This window comes from Spirosoma sp. KCTC 42546, assembly GCF_006965485.1.
GTDB lineage: Bacteria > Bacteroidota > Bacteroidia > Cytophagales > Spirosomataceae > Spirosoma.
In genome coordinates this window covers 7,972,477-7,990,193 of record NZ_CP041360.1, presented here as the reverse complement: position 1 = coordinate 7,990,193, position 17,717 = coordinate 7,972,477, and the positions used below count along the sequence as shown (strand labels likewise).

Here is a 17,717-nt window from a genome sequence, read left to right as displayed (position 1 = left end):
TTGTGATCCAACTTGCGTTTTATGCCTTTGCTAGTCTGAGTATTGTAGGGGCATTGGCAGTTTTATTCACTCGTAATGTGCTTTATGCAGCCTTTTTTTTGCTGCTAACATTGCTTGGTGTAGCCGGATTGTTCGTATTAGCAAGTGCTGATTTTCTGGCCATTGCCCAGATTATGATTTATGTGGGGGGCGTGTTAGTATTGGTGATCTTTGGGGTTATGCTCACGCACAAACCTGAGCCGCCGGGGGATGTAACTAGCCAGCAACCCAACCGGATTGCATCGTTGAATCGCTCTGGGAGTTGGTCAGGATGGGTACTAGCGGTATTGGTAGCAGGCAGCTTGTTTGTGGCTTTGTTTACGCTACTGGTTCGGGCAAATTTTGCTCTATTAAATCAACCCGTTGGCTGGCAGAGCACAGTGAACACGATTGGTAAGCAACTTATGACCGAATATGTCGTTCCGTTTGAACTGGCAGGTATTCTACTATTAGCTGCTCTCGTGGGGGCTACTTACCTGGCTTCTCCACTGGCAAAATTAGCTCGCAATGGAACCCGTTGATAGTCATTTATTTTTGATCGTAGGTGCGGCTTTGTTCAGTATCGGGCTCGCGGTTGTGCTCGTAAAACGCCATGTAATCGTCGTACTTATGGGTATTGAGCTAATGCTTAATGGCGTAAATATTAATCTTGTTGCATTTAGCCAATATGACCCTGACCGCTTACAAGGGCAAATGCTAGCCTTATTCGTTATGGTCGTAGCAGCAGCGGAGTCAGCAGTTGCTCTGGCCATTGTCTTACAGGTATACCGTCATTTCCGCACGGCCCAGTTGGATGAGTTGAATGAACTGAAACAATGAATCCACTTTTTGAACCTATCATTGATGGCATAGTTACGCACGGTTACGGAATCGTAGACGATTTCCTGAGTTTGGGCGAAGTCAAAGCACTGGCTAATCGACTACACGAGCGCCATATTGCTGGACAGTTTCGGGCGGCCGGTATCGGTAATCAGCAGATACTAGTTGAAAATGCAATTCGGGGCGATGAGATTTTATGGATCGACGAAGCTACAGCCACTCCGGACGAAACTGCTTTTTTGCAACTTATTGGTGAGTTTGTTCAGTACGCCAATCAGACTTGTTATCTGGGTTTACGGGAGTTCGAGTTTCACTACGCTCGCTACCCGGCTGGCACGTTTTACAAACGCCATCTAGACCAGTTTCGAAGCGATTCGCGCCGAAAACTATCCGTTATCTGTTACCTTAATATAGATTGGAAAGAAACCGATGGGGGGCAACTAGCGCTCTACCTGCCGGATTCCGATAGCAACTCCGAGCGACAACTGACAATTGCCCCAACCGCTGGACGGCTGGTGTGTTTTGAAAGTGGACGACTCGAACACGAGGTGCTGCCCGCCACTCGTGAACGACTAAGTATAACTGGCTGGCTGAAAACTGGCTAAAAAGCCGTTTGCTTCCCCACAGGATAATGGGGATATTTGCGGCCAATTCTGACTGACAACGAATGCCCGTCGATACTCCCCAACTGATTCATTTGCTACCTGCTCTCTTGCTAGGCTTGCCTTTTGCCGGGTTTCTAATACTAACAGGAGCAAGTCGACGGACTGCGGGCTTATTGGCTATTGTACTGACTGGCCTAGGGCTGATTTTATCGGTTGCCCTGGCTTTACAATTGCCGGATCAACCCTTAATGATTCAGGGCGATTGGGCGGTTTTGTCGGGTATATCGTTCCCAATGACGCTCCGGGTCGATGCAATGGCTGCCATGATGTTAGTCCTGGTGCATTTTGTGGCCTTGTTAGTAGAGATTTATTCCCTCTCCTACTTGCACGATGAGCCGAAATTGCGCCGTTATTTTGGGTATCTGCAATTGTTCATTGGGGCTATGTTAGGCATTGTTCTGGCGGGTAATCTACTCGTCATGTATGCCTTTTGGGAGCTAGTTGGCCTGGCTTCCTATCTGCTAATCGGTTTTTATGCCGAACGTCAGGCAGCATCGAAAGCAGCTAAAAAAGCATTCCTGATGAATCGGGTTGGAGATATTGGGTTCCTGGTTGGCATTTTTCTAACCTACAATTACTTCGGTACGCTTGATTTCTCGGCCCTGGCACTTAAAAGCGAAGGGGTAATTTTGCCTACTGCGCTGGGACTCTGTCTCTTTATGGGTTGCGTTGGTAAATCAGCGCAGTTTCCATTACTGACCTGGCTTCCTGATGCTATGGAAGGACCTACGCCTGTGTCAGCCCTGTTACATGCCGCTACCATGGTAGCAGCAGGAATTTTTCTGCTCGCCCGAATTCACCCATTACTCTCCCCCGATGCCTTAGTCGTAGTTGCCTTGATTGGCACGATTACGACAATTTGGGGCGGGTATTCTGCCCTTTTTCAGACGGATATTAAGAAAGTACTAGCCTTCTCTACGGTATCACAATTGGGGCTCATGGTTGCGGCTATGGGAACCGGAAACGTAAGCGGAGCCATGTTTCATTTGTTGACCCATGCATTTTTTAAAGCCGGACTATTTCTGAGTGCAGGGGCAGTTATTCACGCAGTGCATACCCAGGATATGCGACAAATGGGGGGCTTACGACAAGTTTTATCGACTACGTTTATTGGCTATACAATCTGTGCAGCCGCATTAGCGGGCCTACCCTTGTTTTCTGGCTTTCTGTCGAAGGAGGTGATTTTGGGTGGCGCATTCGGTTGGGCAGCGGATCAGGAGGCTAAACTATCCTATTTTATTCCGGTCTTGCTTTTGTTGTCATCGGGACTGACAGCACTCTATATGGCACGTCAGTGGCGACTCATTTTCTTTGGCACGTACCGTAATGGGGATATACCCCTAACTCGTGCACACGAGCCGGACTGGCTCATGCGTGGGCCAGTAGTTCTGTTGGCGGCTTTATCAATTGGAATCTGGTTTTCAATAAATCCACTTTCAGCACATGGTAGTTGGTTCTTTGGCCTATTTCCAACCGTTGAAGCAATCTCCTTTTGGTGGTTGGCACCGGTTTCTATCGGACTGGTCATACTGGGTGGCTGGATTGGTTTCCGAATGGTTGAACCCAATACCAATTCTATATTTGTCCAACTTTCGCTCTCGTATGGTTTTCTGGATGTAGGCTACCATTATATAGTGATTAATCCAACGCGTAAGCTGGCGTCACTTCTAAACCGAATGGATAAGCGTATTATTGATGGATTAGTGAATGGCGCGGGTGTATCAACGGTTGTTCTGGCTCATTTGTCCCGTGTTGTTGACCGATCGTTTGTCGATGGGCTGGTGAATGGGATGGCCTGGCTGGCTAGCCAATTGGGCCGACTAACGCGATCTGTACAGAATGGTCAGGTACAATCGTACATTACGGCGGCCGTGGTTGGTTTACTATTGGTACTTTGGTGGATTCTGTAACGTCTTTATGATTCTTTCGCTACTTATTTTTCTTCCGTTACTCGGTTCGCTCATCGTGGCTTTGCTGCCCGGTCAGCAAACGAAACCGTTCCATTGGATTGCTCTGGTGATCACGCTTGCCGAGGTAGTTTTGGCGGGCGCAGCATATGTAACATTCAACACGTCCGTTACGGGTTATCAACTTCTTGAACAGGCTAATTGGATTACACTGCCACTTGGCAGTCTTGGAATTGCGTCAATTGACTATTTAGTTGGGGTAGACGGTATAAGTTTGCCATTAGTCGTGCTATCGGCAGTGGTTATGCTGGTGGGTGTGCTTTCCTCCTGGACAACTATTAAAACTCGGCACAGAGCTTATTATTCGCTTTATCTTTTGCTTACGGGCACGATCATGGGGTGCTTTGTGGCCCTCGATTTCTTTCTGTTCTTCCTGTTTTTTGAGTTCATGCTCCTGCCGATGTACTTCCTGATCGGTCTTTGGGGTGGCCCACGCCGGGAATATGCGTCAATCAAGTTTTTTCTTTACACCTTACTGGGGTCGCTGTTGATTCTACTGGTTATGATTGGATTGTATCTGTCCGTCATGGATCCGGTGAGTACAGCAGTAGTGGCTGGGTTAGCAGCCGACCCATCGGCAGTGACCGATGATATCGTTCGTACGTTACAGACCTACCTACAAAACGGACAACTCAATTCATCGCAGATCGTCCATACGTTCGATATGCGTTACCTGGCTGACGGTAGCAATTACCTGCCCAACGCGTTTCTGAATCCTGCCGCTGAACCAATAATATTTGGATTGCCTGCCCGGATGCTAGCGTTTTGGGCTGTGTTTATTGGCTTTGCAATTAAGTTGCCGATTGTACCCGTGCATACCTGGTTACCCGATGCCCACGTTGAAGCCCCTACGCCCGTATCGGTGGTTCTGGCAGGTGTATTGCTGAAAATAGGGGGGTATGGTTTCTTGCGGATTGTTTGGGATTTCTTTCCCGATGGTGCCGCCGAATATGCGCAAACACTGGGCGGTTTAGGCGTACTATCAATTGTATACGGGGGATTAAATGCGCTGGCACAAACCGATCTTAAAAAGATGATCGCCTACTCGTCCGTATCGCACATGGGCTTTGTTCTATTGGGTGTGGCTTCACTCACGGCTGAAGGTATCAACGGGGCCGTCTACCAGATGGTGAGCCATGGTGTACTGTCGGCTATGCTGTTCCTGATTGTCGGCGTCCTTTATGATCGTACCCATGACCGTCAGATTGACTCGTATCGGGGATTGATGCAGCCCATGCCCCAGTATACGACCATAACCGCCATTGCATTTTTTGCTTCGCTGGGTTTGCCGGGCTTTTCGGGTTTTGTGGGCGAATTGTTCACGCTTATGGGCAGTTTTCAGTCAGATTGGCTGCCAGGCTGGATGACGGCCATTGCCACTACGGGTATTTTGCTGGCAGCCGCCTATTTCCTCTGGACACTCCAACGTATGTTTTTTGGCTCTACCTGGGTTCGGCCTTTCGAGATACAGGCTGGCCCAACATCCGTACTCGCTGATTTGACTATTCACGAAAAGCTAATGCTGTTTCCGCTGGGCGTTTTAGCGTTATTACTAGGCTTATTTCCGAACCTGATTTTTAATCTTTCCAGCGCAACGGTAGGACAGTGGTTACTGAAGTTTGCGGTGGAGTAGACTCCAACAAAATACAAAATAATCGTAGAGGTACAGGGAATGCAGGGGTGTAGCTTCGTTCAGCGCCCAAATTGTCGGCGTCGAGCCATCTGCCAAACTACGCCTACAATACCCAGTAAGGCGATTGGTCCTAACAGATTCAGCAACTGCCAGCTTGTACGACTGCTATCTACGCGAATTTTATCCAGGGGTCGCAACGTTACGGTTCGGTTGCGGGCGGCAATGACCCCGGTTGGGTCAACGAGATAATCAATGGCGTTTAACGCAAAGTCTTTGTTGGCATAGGTGGTGCGGGTGTAGCGGTCAAAGCCAAGTGGGTAGGGCGTTTGGCGTTTGTAATCGACATCGTTTACAATCAGGTCGCCGTCAGAGCAGATCAAAATTCGGGAGGCTACACCTTCTGCTTTAAAGCCAGTGGCACGTGGGTCGCCGGGTAGAATTCGGTTGGCAAACAGGGATTGGAATTTCCCTTCCAGCAAACAACCGATTAGTCGGGGTCCGCCTGTATACGTTTGTGGGTCTGGCTGCTGACGGGCTTCGTTATAGGAAATCAGCGCTGGTGTTTTCAGGAGATTGGTATAAGGTGACGTTAAGAGCAGGGGCGTTTTCTGAATACCCACTGATCGAACCGTATCGAGTGTACTCACGAACCGGCCCAGCACCGCATCCAGGTTTCGTACAATCGGATTACCAGACGTGCCAAAGTTGTTGAGTCGCGGATAAAACCGCCAGGGAACCAGTTGGATATTAGGCTTGTCACCCAAATTTCCCACATTGAGCGGAATGGTGGCACAGTATAAATCCTTCACGACATCGCGGTTGATACGAACACCCCAGCGAAAAAATAGATCGTCCAGATTTAAGCTCAGGGGTTGCGCATAGGTGCCTTCGTTGCTAACACTGTCGACACGCTGACCATCCACAAAAAACAACGCCCGTCCGCCATGGACGACAAATTGATCCAGCTTGAAAATTTCGTCTTCCGAAAAGGCCTTGTCGGGTTTCGGTACCAATACCAGATCGAGACCCGCAATAGGGCCCGGCTTGCTCATATCAATAAAAAACAGGTCGTAAGTCTGCTGAACGGATGCCAGCAAATCGGCAAAGCGCGAGGGAGGTACCTGAGTATGCCCGTACAACAAGCCTATCCGCTTACGATTTTCTTCAGTCTGTGTCAGCTTTCGAATGGCCGAAGCCAGCTGAAACTCAACGCCTTCATAGGATTGATTTAACTGCTCTTCGGGGGAGGCCGCTTTATTACCTTTTAGTAGTTCAACCGCCGTCTCTTTGCCTTTATAGGAAATAATAGCGCCTGGAAAGACTAATTTCTCCGTGCGTTTCCCCCCTTCGCTGGCATACAGATTCGTGGGCAACAAGCCCTTCTGTTGTAGTTTGTCGATCAGTTTATTTTTTTCGTCAGGAGTGGAAACTGCATCTGGATTGATAAATCGATAGGTGACTCGTTTACCAGCTTCAGCTTGAAACCCATCCAACGTCTCACGAACCGCATTTTCAAGCCGTTTGAAGCCGGGCGGTAAATCACCTGTTAAATAGACATCGACGTGAATGTCGTCTGGTAAGCTGGCTAGGAGCGTCTGTGTGGCTTCTGAAAGCGTGTAGCGTTTCTCCTGGGTTAAATCGAGTCGGAAAAATACGAATGCCGATAGTAAATTGACGGCAATTAATACCGCAACGACAAGAAGTGTGCGTGATACTGCAGATTTCATACGGACTATAACGACGGAACAACATGACCCATATATTTATTAGGTCAGTTTTCATTAATTCAATCGTTGTTCAGGAATACTCGTCAGGTTGATTGCCCTGGCATCATCCTGAGCGGTTTGAGGGGTATCAATTTTTTCGGGCTTAATACCAAGCTCTTTCATAAGCCGATGCTGACGGGCTTCAATGTAGGTTAGCCGAGCCATAATTTGGCTCATTCGAGCATCCTGCTCATCTTGCCGAGCCAGCAAATAAGCCGTTTTTACTTCTAGTTCGTCAAGGCGTTGTTTGTCCCGTTCAGTCATCGGAGTCGATCTGAAAAAAGCGTTGTGAAGGCAAGTTAGTGTTTTTTACTTTCTTGATTTACTAGCTGATTTTATTAGGGTACTTTTTCTTCAAAAAAGACTCTTTAGCGTGAGAGTTTTTAAGAAAAATGGGTCGCCTTAAAATCCGCCACGGTCGTAGAAGCTCCGGCGACGACTCAGCTTAAGCTCTTGTAAAATAGACGACCGTGCCCGCAAATCGAAGGAGTAGTTGCCTGAACGGAAGTTGTTGCCAGAATAGGGCGTCCAGTTGAAGGCCATTTCCCAACAGTGTAGGTCGCGGTTAATACCGATGGTTGTTAGGGTTGGGCTATTGAATTGGAAATCATAGCCCGTATTAATGGTTATTTTCCATTTGGGTGTCAGACTTAGATCTCCTGTGAGGGTCAGCGCTTGCACTACCTGCGAAATCTCAGGCGTTAATTTGGTCAGACCAAACGTATAGCTGACGTTCATCGACCAGGGGACGTTGAAGTCTACATACAATTCCGGATTACTGTTGATGGCCTTCATCGTCGCATCGGACGCATTCGGGCTGGTCTTCTTTTTGTCGGCCTGCTTAGGGGCAAATCGTGCGCTAACATAGGCCTGTAAGTTTGTTAGCCGCAACAGCCCCTGCCCAGCCTGAAATGCATAGAGATTAGGTACCCGGATATACTGCTGATTGATATAAGGTTGATCCGCATTTAAGGCCTGAATTGAAGGCGAGTAGGCGAGGGGTGTTAGCGTACTGGCTGTTGTTGGGAAATAATACTGCGCTGTTCCGCCATACGCCCGATAAGCGTAGGGGTCGAATGTTGATGAAAAATTGAAGCTTATATTCTTGAAAATCTGCGTGTTGGCGCTGACTGAAAGTGGCGACAGCTTATAGTCAGGAGCCAGAAAGTTATAGCTTCCATTGATACTCAGGTTATCAAAAATCGGAATTTTCTTGAAGTCCTGCCCGGATGAGTCACTACGGGTACGCACCTTCATTTCAAGTTGGTTCACAATCCCGAACGAAATGAAAGCCGCCTGCGTGCTTGATGCGCCACTGCTGCTATTTCCGTCGATACCCCGGAATACAGAAATTGTCCGTCGATAGAGAGGTAAATTGGCAAGTGATCCTTTGGCATCCAGCACAAAAAACTGCCCAAAGGAGGGGTTAGTAAAATCGGGTACATAGTTGAACGATATAGAAGGCGCAACTGTGTGACGAATAGCCTCAATACGCTTACCCCGAATAAAGTAAGTGCCATAGAAGCGGGTATTCATGCTAGCGCTGACCGAAAAATTATATGATGGATAAAAGCCGCGTACTGTATCAATCTTTATTGAGTCGTGGCTGGCATTGTAGATTAAATTGGGTTGTAGCTTTTTACTATAAATATTCCCTTGTAGCGAGAAGCCGGGAGTCAGGTTTATGTACCGCAACAACTTTAAGTTTGGTAGCGAAATGGGAATGCTATACCGGGCCTGCACCACGCGGTTTTGCCAGATTCGATTTGAATTCGCCAGACTGAAGGCAATTAAATTAGGATCAGTTTCAACAATACCCAGGCGAAGATTTTGTGCACGTCTGATACTGTCCTGATAGCGTTGAATTGAGTTAATCGTTGTTAAATTGGTAACCACCGGGAAGCCTAAGCCTGTTGTATCGAGCTGCTGCTTAATTGTATTGCTCACAGCAATAGATCCGCTAAGATCTAGCCCTACCCGAAAGCTTTCGTACCAGCGCCCTGTACCACCTTTGAGCGCAAAAGGCGAAATCTGGTTAATTCCAATATTGAAATCCGACGATACATCGGTCTTACCATTTGCCCGAACGCCCGTTACCTGATTCACTTGCCCAAACTGCTGGTTCACACGCACGTTAGCGCCTGCCCGCACGTATTGCCCAAACGTTCGGCTGTATTGCACCGATGAGCCCGCTACGTTGGAAATATAGGACTGGGTGCTATAGGAGTTAAACTGATTATAACTGTTGCTGCTGACGTTGACGTTGGCCGAGAAACTACCCCGCCCGCGTGGCACCGGCGAGTGCGACCAGGTAAATGAAAAGTCATTACGGGGCGTTTGGGTGGTATCAACACGGTCGCCGGAGCGGTTTCGGTTGAACTGAAGATTGACACCTCCGCTATACCGATACCGTTTGTTATAAGCTGATGAAACGCCTAGACCCCAGCTACCGCGGGAATATATTTGTCCTTTAAACTGCAGACCGAGATTTTCACTCACCGCCCAGTAATACCCACCATCGCGCAGATAGAAGCCCCGTCCGTTGGGTTCTTCACCGTATTGTGGAACAATGATACCGGATACACCAATTTCCTTACGTTTGGGAAACGGAAAGAAACCAAAGGGCAATCCAATAGGTAACGGAATCTGATTAATGACCAGATTAAATGGGCCGGCTACAACCTGCTTATTATGAATAACTTTTAGTTTACTGGCATTGATATGGAAGTGGGGTGTTGCCAGATTACAGGTTGTATAAATCGCTTTGCCAATATAGAGATTATCCTCAGCATCTTTCTTGACTGTGGTGCCTCGTATATTACCCTCGCCCTGTTGCGTAACAACGCCCTGAATCCGACCTTTTCTGGACTGGAAATTATACCGAATCTCCTTGGCATCATACTTCCCTTCGCCATCCTGAAAAACAGGCCGACCAATCAGTTTTTTGGCTGTTGAATCGTAGCGACCTTTCGCGTAGACCTCATTCGTTAGGTAATTCAGCCGGATATAGTCAGCTTTGAGTGAAATATCGCCATAGATCACACTGGCATCACCGAACAATTCAACGGTCTGTCCATCTGCGGCATAAATAGTTGAGTCTTTGGCCTGATAGTTGACGGTTGTTTTAAAAGCATCGGGTGCCTGTAGCGAATCGGTCCGGACAGTGTCATTACTGGCAACCTGAGCCGAATCGGCCGGAATGGCTGGTTTGCCCGCGGTAAGACTGGCTGGGCGGGTTGGTTTGGCTTGGCTTTGTCTGGTCGAGTTTACTTTGGATTGGTTCTGCCGTACTACACTTTCCGCCCGGACTATGTTGGGAGAAACAAGACCTGGTTGCACTTTACCCGATGGAATTGATTTTGGCGCTAACTGGGTAATAGCTGGCTTTTTAATCGGAGCGACAGGTGCCTTTTGTACTGAATCCCGGGCTGCAATTCGTATCGGATTCGGGCGAATTAGGATCGGCTTTGGGGAATGAACAAGTGCTGTTGATAGTGGGCGTAATGGTGTAGAAGTAACCTTTATTCGCTTAGGCTGTAATTGTGTGGCCTGAATTGTTTGGGTGGATTCCCGTTGCATGGAATCGGCCAGAACGACCCGTGACGAATCGACATTGATAAATAACGAGGTAGGGGGCTGAACTATATTGCTTAATAGCATAGGCCATTGTACCTGAACCGGCTGAATACCCTTAGGAGTCAATTCCGAAACCTGAATCAACTTTAGGGGCGAGAATCGAACGGAATCACCGGAAGAAATGGCCTGTTGACGTCGTGTTGTGTCGTTTCCAATAGCAGTTGGTACCGTATTCCGATTGTATGGAGTAGGGCTAAGGCGGTTAGGGGCTGAATATTTTTGATTAAGCTCCCGTTCCAGGTCACTTTCCTGAGGAACTGCCGCAGGGGTGGTTTGTGAACTCGGAGCGGTTGTTACTGATGGTTTAGTTCTCTTCCGGGTTGACGGTTTAGCCTGCCCCAACGCATTAAACGTCCAGAATAGGCAGACAAGGCTGAGAGCAGCCTTTATACATATTGGTCGTGTGCGTGAGAACCACAAAATAAAGTATGCTTTTTTCAGGGTTATTAAAAAAATTATATTTGCCAAAAGTCCGTTAAGTCTATGGCATACAAAGGTATCCACGAACAAGTTATCCTACTACCGGTTTGAAACGATTTAGGCTGTTAAAAATTATTAAACCCATGAACCTGCCGGCTCCCGGAATAATGACAACTTTGGTTTTGGCAGTAGTTCCTTTACTGGCCTTAACCACACCTAATTTGCTATTGTCTGATCTAACGCAGGACACCGTGCGTCGGGGTGGATCGCAAGATACTGAAACAACCGCACCGGCTGAAAATGCTCCTAATCAACTCCGTACGATTGTACTCGATGCGGGCCACGGCGGCAAAGATCCTGGTACGCATGGTCGTTACGCCAAAGAAAAAACGATTAATCTGGAGTTAATTCTGCAATTAGGGCGGAAAATTAAGGAGAACCATCCAAATGTTCGGGTTATTTATACGCGTTCATCCGATCATTTTGTTGATTTATATGAACGGGGGGCTATTGCTAACCGGAACCGAGCCGATCTGTTCATCTCCATTCATTGTAACGCCAGCCCGTCAAGCAGCCGGGTCTATGGTACCGAAACTTACACACTGGGGCTCCACAGGACCCAAAGCAACCTGGATGTAGCCCGACGCGAAAATGCGGTTATTTTACAGGAAAAGAATTACGAGCAGACCTATAAAGGCTTTAACCCAAACTCACCTTTAGCGACAATCATGCTGGCCAATTACCAGCATGCGTTCATTGCCAGCAGTATTAGTTTTGCCGAAAAACTGGAACGTAGTTTCCGCTCCAATGCCAATCGTAAAAGCAATGGGGTAAAGCAGGCCGGTTTTATTGTTCTCTGGAAAACCACGATGCCCAGTGTACTGATCGAAAGCGGTTACCTCACTAATCGGGAAGAGGAAGACTATTTACGCTCAGAAGAGGGGCAGGATGAAATGACCGATGCGATTTATAAAGCATTTGAACGATACAAACAGGAAATTGAAGCGGGTGGGTAGGTAGATAGTAAAATGAGTGGAGTAGGTGGAGTGAGTCCAATAATCGGAACTCACTCCACCTACTCCACTCATTCCACTTAATTTACCACTCCACGAAATTCCCTAGCTTCTCGGGACAAACAGGCCCGAAAGTTGGTTATACCTCCAACCAGATCGGTTGGCACGGCCCGTTGGGCGGTCACCTTCACACAACACATGAAAGTTTCGCAGGAAGTAAAAGTAGGTTTATTGGCTGTCGTTTCCCTAACGATGTTCTACTTTGGGTTTCGATTTCTGAAAGGATCCGATTTCTTTAACTCAACGAATAAATACCAGGTTATTTACGATAATATTGATGGACTGGTTGCCTCTAATCCAGTTAGGATCAATGGATTATCGGTAGGTCGGGTTAAAAGTATTGAGATTTTACAAAATCAGGGTAATAAGCTGTTAGTTACGGTAGAGCTAAAAAAAGACATTCGTGTTACGAAAGGATCAAGAGCTAGCCTGGTAGACGATGGGCTATTGGGGGGGAAATTGATTCAGCTTACCGTAAATTCTGGAGCACCCGACCTTGAGGATGGAGGTATGCTGGTGGCGGCTAAAGAAACGGGCCTTTCGGCGCTGATTAAAGAAAAAACGCTACCCGTTCTTAACAATGTAGATTCGCTGACGTATCAACTTAACCGCGTTGTGAAGCAGTTTGATCAAACAGGTGTTATGCTGAACCAAACGCTCCGAAGTGCCGATGCTGGCGTAAAAACCCTGGATTTAACTATTGCCGAAAACCGGGCCGGTTTAAAAGCGACGCTTGCTAGTGTAAGCCATTTGGCAGCCTCTTTAGTGGAAACCGAAAAGCAACTTAAACCGATTCTGGCTAAAGCCGATACATTTGCCGATTCGCTACAGGGTTTGCAGTTGAAACAAACCTTGGCAACGGTCAATAAAACAGTTGAAGGCTTACAGCGAATACTAACGGATGTCAACAACGGACGTGGTTCGTTAGGAAAACTGACCTCCGATGAAGCGCTCTACAGCAATGTGAATAATACGGCTGCCAGTCTCGAAAAGTTATTAACCGACCTACGTGAGAATCCGAAACGGTACGTTCAGTTTTCGCTCTTTGGCCGGAAAGAAAAACCTTACGTAGCACCTGCAGCTAGCACAACGATTACAACCGTTATTCCAGCCGATTCGACGAAAAAATAATGTCTGGGCCAAGCACTAGCTTGGCCCTTTGCGTTTTACAATGAACTCTATCCAATCCCTTCTCGACGAACTCGCCCAACGAACTGCCCAAACCCAATTGGGTGGCGGACCGAAAAAAATTGACGACCAGCATCGGAAGGGTAAACTAACCGCTCGCGAACGTATTGCCTACCTCACCGACTCAGATAAGCCGTTTGTTGAAATTGGTTTGTTCTCCGGCGAAGGCATGTATGCCGAACATGGTGGTTGTCCGTCGGGGGGAGTGGTTTTGGGTATTGGGTATGTGTCAGGTCGGCAGTGTGTCATTGTGGCTAACGATGCCACAGTGAAAGCTGGAGCCTGGTTTCCGATCACGGCTAAAAAGAACCTCCGTGCGCAGGAAATTGCGATGGAGAATCGCCTGCCAATTATTTATCTCGTTGATAGCGCGGGCGTGTATCTACCCTTGCAGGATGAAGTTTTCGCTGATAAAGAACATTTTGGCCGGACGTTTCGTAACAACGCCCATTTATCCGCGATGGGTATTTTGCAGGTTGCGGCTATTATGGGCAGTTGTGTAGCGGGTGGCGCTTATTTGCCCATCATGTCTGACGAAGCCCTGATTGTGGAAGGAACGGGTTCTATTTTTCTGGCCGGGCCTTATTTGGTAAAAGCGTCCATTGGGGAAGATGTAGACGCCGAAACGCTTGGCGGAGCCAACACGCATACCGACATTTCGGGTGTTGTGGACAATAAATATCCCGATGATAAAAGCTGTTTAGACGCTATCAAGCGTATTTTTGATAAACTCGGCCATCATGAAACGGCTGGCTTCGACCGTATCGAGCAAACCCCTCCTGTTAAAAATCCCAATGAAATCTACCAAATCCTGCCCGCCGACCGTGTTAAACCTTACGACATGCAGGAAATTGTGGATAGACTTGTGGACAACTCCGCGTTCGATGCCTATAAGCCGGGTTATGGCCAGTCACTCCTGTGCGGCTATGCCCGAATCGATGGGTGGGCTGTGGGGATTGTAGCTAATCAGCGCAAAGTGGTGAAGGCCAAAGGCCGGACAGGCCAGCCAAGCGAGATGCAAATGGGCGGAGTCATTTACGGCGATGCCGCCGATAAAGCCGCCCGGTTTATTATGAACTGCAATCAGAAACGGATTCCGCTCGTGTTTTTACAGGATGTCTCGGGCTTTATGGTAGGTAGCCGTGCTGAACAGGGCGGTATTATTAAGGATGGTGCCAAAATGGTTAGTGCAATGGCCAATTCCGTCGTTCCGAAATTTACCGTCGTTGTAGGAAATAGTTATGGCGCAGGTAATTACGCTATGTGTGGAAAAGCCTATGATCCACGCTTGATGCTAGCCTGGCCTACGGCACAAATGGCCGTAATGAGTGGCGCTTCTGCTGCCAAGACCCTACTTCAGATTCAGGTGGCTGCTCAAAAAGCGAAGGGCCAGCCTATGACGTTGGAGGAGGAACAAGCCCAATTGACCAAAATCACGGATCAATACAACGCACAGCTATCTCCTTATTATGCAGCCGCCCGGCTCTGGGTCGATGCCATTATAGACCCGCTTCAAACCCGACAAATTCTTTCGGAAGGAATTGCTGCTGCTAACCACGCACCAATCACAAAGCCGTTTTCGGTGGGTGTCATTCAAACATAATTTTTAAATTCAACTGAAAATTCTATTTCCCGCGAGCGCTTTTTACCTCATCGGTTGTAACGGCATCGGCTCTGTTGCCAAAATTGCTTCGTATATAAGTCAGCACATCCGCGATTTGTATGTCTGTCAGAAAATCGTGGGCGGGCATGGCGTTGTCATACATATCTCCTTCAATTTCCTGCCCCTGCAATCCTTTCAGCACTACATTAATAAGCCGGGTTTTATCGCCTAATACCCAGTCTGTACCGCGTAAGGGCGGGTTCAGGTTGGGTACGCCAGAGCCGTTTGCCTGATGACAGGTTAGGCAATTTTGTTCATAAATAAGCTGACCAGGCGCTTTGATAGCTACAGCCGCCGGTTTGTGTATTGGCTTAACCGCAGGCTTTTTGGTCTGTGCGTTAGCAGTTGAAAGCGTAAACAAAGCCAGGAGGATTGTCCAATAAATCGTAAACCGTAATTCGTTCATTATCAATTTATTTACTTTTTCCATTTTAGGGTATTCAACAAATGCAGAATGTCTTTGCGAATGTATTGAATAACCGGTTGCAACGAGTCATTTTCAGTCGCCGTGTTAAAATACAGTGCTCCGCGTAGAAAATGGGTTGTTGAGTCCGTCGTGACGAACTGAACCTGACTGGGAACCTCGCCCGATAAATCAATAACACTCGCTTCCAGACCCGACTTTAAGCGGAGTTTCCGCTGTTCAATTGCATAGGCTTTTATATTATGACGGGCAGCCAGTTTGTAGGAGTCTTCGAGCATGGCCCGCAGTCGGTTCACATCGTTGTGAATCGGCTTATAGGTTAGTTGAACACTGGCATGAAAGGTTGGGTAATTGATAAAAATCCAGTCACGTTCTGCTCTGGCGAATGTATCCGGTAAAATCCGGGCGATTTTGTTGTACTCGAACTGATACGGGTGCGTGGGATCAATGAGTGTGTAGCTCGGCGTAGGTAAGTCCAAACGTGGAAAACCCTTAGGTTTTGGAACATAGTTGTCGGATGAACTGCTACCACAGGCAGTAAGCAGCAAACCAATGATAAGAGCGATTGAATACTTCTGCACCAGCGTTTTTTGTCATGCTGACGAAGGAAGCATCTTCGGTAGCTATAAACAGAAAACAAAGCCGCCGAAGATGCTTCCTTCGTCAGCATGACAAAAAAGAAAACGAAAAAGCCCAGCGTTTTGGTGCCAGGCTTTTTAGGTATTCGGCAATTTCAACTAGGCGTTTACATCTTCTAGTTCTTCCTTCAGAACTGGTTCGCCCATCAACGTTGCGAATCGATTGATATTGAATGTAGGTTCAAACCAGACTTCTCCCATAACCGGATGCTTCACTGGCACGTCGGGATTCTTGATCTCGTTCAATAAAATGCCCGTTTCGCCAGTGGTATGACGTTTCACCTGTCGAACCGTGTACATTTTGTCACGCTTGGGCGTTTGCACACCAAACTCCGCGTAAAACGCCAGTACGGGTGCCGGAAAATTGTCGTTCGTGCAAATAACTTCCATTTAAACCGGGATTTATTTGATTTGACTGATTAACATGATTATTGACAAAAATGTCTTAAATCATTCAAATATTATTTGGTTACCAGACAATCAAGAAAATCATTTAAATCCTGAAAATCCCGGCGGGGCCGCCCGTGTGGTTTAGACTAACCTTCAAACAAATTCCCCAACTGTCCCAGTACGGAACCGCCTTCCTTATGACCTTGTGCACTATAAGGGGCTAGTCGTTGTACCAGTTTAGAAATTGGCATCGACTGAATCCAGACTTTACCCGAGCCACGCAACGTAGCCAGAAACAATCCTTCCCCACCAAACACCATGCTCCGAAGGCCACCCGCCCGTTGAATGTCAAAATTGATACTGGGTTCAAAACCAACTACGCAGCCAGTGTCTACCCGTAAGGTTTCATTATTAAGTGTTCGCTCTATAACCACACCCCCAGAATGAATGAAGGCCATCCCATCACCCTGCACTTTTTCGAGAATGAAGCCCTCTCCGCCAAAGAAGCCAGCTCCTAAACGCTGGTTGAACTGAATACTTAGCTTCGTGCCCAGAGCTGCGCATAAAAAGGCATCTTTCTGAACAATGAGGGTATTGCCATAAATGTTTGCCAGATTGACAGCCATGATCGTACCCGGATAGGGAGCGGCAAAGGCTACTTTCTTTTTGCCAACACCCCGGTTTGTGAAGTGGGTCATAAATAAGGACTCACCCATAACCATACGCGAACCCGCTTGAAGCAGTTTACCCAGAAAACCCTGGTCGGGCTGCGAGCCATCGCCCATTTTGGTTTCGAAGGTGATGCCATCTTCCATAAACAGCATGGAGCCCGCTTCGGCAATAACGGTTTCGTTGGGGTCTAGTTCGATTTCTACAATCTGGATGTCTTCACCAATGATTTTGTAGTCAATTTCGTGAGAATACATGCTGAGCGTCGTTAGTGGTTATCGGTTAGATATCGCTAGTTGGTTGGAGCGATTATTAGTGAACGAAAACTACGGAAACTCGACCATTCCATAAATAGTTTTTCTGACAAACGGTACAAAAAAAGCCCGACCGGGCATTTTAACGGGTCGGGCTTTTAGCGTTGATTGATGTCGTCTGGCAAATCATTGTCTGACTCGTCAAAGAGTTGATCGTCATCCACATCATCGTCTTTCTCGTCAGGTTCAGGATCACCTTTCAGATTCAGGTCGGTACGATGGCGAAGTTTTTTATCATCTACCGTTTTGTTCAGAAACTGGTTGATTCGATCAATATCAAAACTCGTCGTGATTTCGCCGAATGAGTTAATCTGAATATCGAAGCCTTCAAGTTCCTTGTGAACGCGTGGCTTGTCGTTTTCATCGGGATTCGTTTTTTTCTTTGCCATGTCTCAAGGATGTATGATATATGA

16 protein-coding genes are annotated in these 17,717 nt (G+C 47.4%); 8 read left to right on the top strand and 8 right to left on the bottom strand.

The annotated features are described in order from the left end of the window. Positions 1-2 precede the first annotated feature (2 nt). The 5 genes from EXU85_RS32510 to EXU85_RS32490 all read left to right on the top strand — a co-directional run bounded on the left by EXU85_RS32510 (position 3) and on the right by EXU85_RS32490 (position 5,123). Positions 3-560, top strand: coding sequence for an NADH-quinone oxidoreductase subunit J (locus EXU85_RS32510; RefSeq protein ID WP_142776061.1), 558 nt, complete (start codon positions 3-5; stop codon positions 558-560). Then, the gene (nuoK, locus tag EXU85_RS32505) at positions 547-858 is read left to right on the top strand and encodes an NADH-quinone oxidoreductase subunit NuoK (RefSeq protein ID WP_142776060.1); all 312 of its coding nucleotides are present in this window, start codon (positions 547-549) and stop codon (positions 856-858) included. The genes EXU85_RS32510 and nuoK overlap by 14 nt, the downstream gene beginning before the upstream one ends. Further along, entirely contained in the window at positions 855-1,463 is a 609-nt protein-coding gene (locus EXU85_RS32500) for a 2OG-Fe(II) oxygenase (protein ID WP_142776059.1), read from the top strand. The genes nuoK and EXU85_RS32500 overlap by 4 nt, the downstream gene beginning before the upstream one ends. Before the next feature lie 62 nt (positions 1,464-1,525). Next, positions 1,526-3,433 (top strand): NADH-quinone oxidoreductase subunit L, encoded by a 1,908-nt coding sequence (locus tag EXU85_RS32495; protein WP_142776058.1) that lies wholly within the window; start codon positions 1,526-1,528, stop codon positions 3,431-3,433. Between the two features lie 7 nt (positions 3,434-3,440). Beyond that, on the top strand, positions 3,441-5,123 hold the full coding sequence (locus EXU85_RS32490; RefSeq protein ID WP_142776057.1) for a NuoM family protein: 1,683 nt from the start codon (positions 3,441-3,443) through the stop codon (positions 5,121-5,123). 59 nt (positions 5,124-5,182) lie between these two features. On the opposite strand, the gene gldG is transcribed toward EXU85_RS32490, so the two are convergent. The 3 genes from gldG to EXU85_RS32475 all read right to left on the bottom strand — a co-directional run bounded on the left by gldG (position 5,183) and on the right by EXU85_RS32475 (position 10,945). Next, complete coding sequence (gene gldG / locus EXU85_RS32485) at positions 5,183-6,850, bottom strand: gliding motility-associated ABC transporter substrate-binding protein GldG (RefSeq protein WP_142776056.1); 1,668 nt, start codon at positions 6,848-6,850, stop codon at positions 5,183-5,185. A gap of 54 nt (positions 6,851-6,904) precedes the next feature. Continuing rightward, complete coding sequence (locus EXU85_RS32480) at positions 6,905-7,153, bottom strand: hypothetical protein (protein ID WP_142776055.1); 249 nt, start codon at positions 7,151-7,153, stop codon at positions 6,905-6,907. 138 nt (positions 7,154-7,291) lie between these two features. Further along, on the bottom strand, positions 7,292-10,945 hold the full coding sequence (locus EXU85_RS32475; protein ID WP_371731973.1) for a putative LPS assembly protein LptD: 3,654 nt from the start codon (positions 10,943-10,945) through the stop codon (positions 7,292-7,294). Positions 10,946-11,112: 167 nt separating this feature from the next. Between EXU85_RS32475 and EXU85_RS32470 the strand changes: the two genes are divergently transcribed. From EXU85_RS32470 to EXU85_RS32460, 3 genes are all read left to right on the top strand, one after another. Then, the gene (locus tag EXU85_RS32470) at positions 11,113-11,961 is read left to right on the top strand and encodes an N-acetylmuramoyl-L-alanine amidase (RefSeq protein ID WP_142776054.1); all 849 of its coding nucleotides are present in this window, start codon (positions 11,113-11,115) and stop codon (positions 11,959-11,961) included. A 195-nt stretch (positions 11,962-12,156) separates the two neighbouring features. Next, on the top strand, positions 12,157-13,149 hold the full coding sequence (locus EXU85_RS32465; protein ID WP_142776053.1) for an MlaD family protein: 993 nt from the start codon (positions 12,157-12,159) through the stop codon (positions 13,147-13,149). A 49-nt stretch (positions 13,150-13,198) separates the two neighbouring features. Further along, on the top strand, positions 13,199-14,809 hold the full coding sequence (locus EXU85_RS32460) for an acyl-CoA carboxylase subunit beta (RefSeq protein ID WP_142776919.1): 1,611 nt from the start codon (positions 13,199-13,201) through the stop codon (positions 14,807-14,809). 22 nt (positions 14,810-14,831) lie between these two features. Here the strand turns inward: EXU85_RS32460 and EXU85_RS32455 are convergent, their stop codons facing one another. The 5 genes from EXU85_RS32455 to EXU85_RS32435 all read right to left on the bottom strand — a co-directional run bounded on the left by EXU85_RS32455 (position 14,832) and on the right by EXU85_RS32435 (position 17,693). Continuing rightward, positions 14,832-15,275 (bottom strand): cytochrome c, encoded by a 444-nt coding sequence (locus tag EXU85_RS32455; protein WP_142776052.1) that lies wholly within the window; start codon positions 15,273-15,275, stop codon positions 14,832-14,834. 11 nt (positions 15,276-15,286) lie between these two features. Beyond that, the gene (gene gldD / locus EXU85_RS32450) at positions 15,287-15,874 is read right to left on the bottom strand and encodes a gliding motility lipoprotein GldD (protein ID WP_142776051.1); all 588 of its coding nucleotides are present in this window, start codon (positions 15,872-15,874) and stop codon (positions 15,287-15,289) included. Positions 15,875-16,030: 156 nt separating this feature from the next. Then, positions 16,031-16,321: a hypothetical protein gene (locus EXU85_RS32445; RefSeq protein WP_142776050.1), complete on the bottom strand. Its 291-nt coding sequence runs from the start codon at positions 16,319-16,321 to the stop codon at positions 16,031-16,033. A 146-nt stretch (positions 16,322-16,467) separates the two neighbouring features. Continuing rightward, positions 16,468-17,247: a TIGR00266 family protein gene (locus tag EXU85_RS32440; protein WP_142776049.1), complete on the bottom strand. Its 780-nt coding sequence runs from the start codon at positions 17,245-17,247 to the stop codon at positions 16,468-16,470. 155 nt (positions 17,248-17,402) lie between these two features. Then, positions 17,403-17,693, bottom strand: coding sequence for a hypothetical protein (locus tag EXU85_RS32435; RefSeq protein ID WP_142776048.1), 291 nt, complete (start codon positions 17,691-17,693; stop codon positions 17,403-17,405). Positions 17,694-17,717 lie beyond the last annotated feature (24 nt).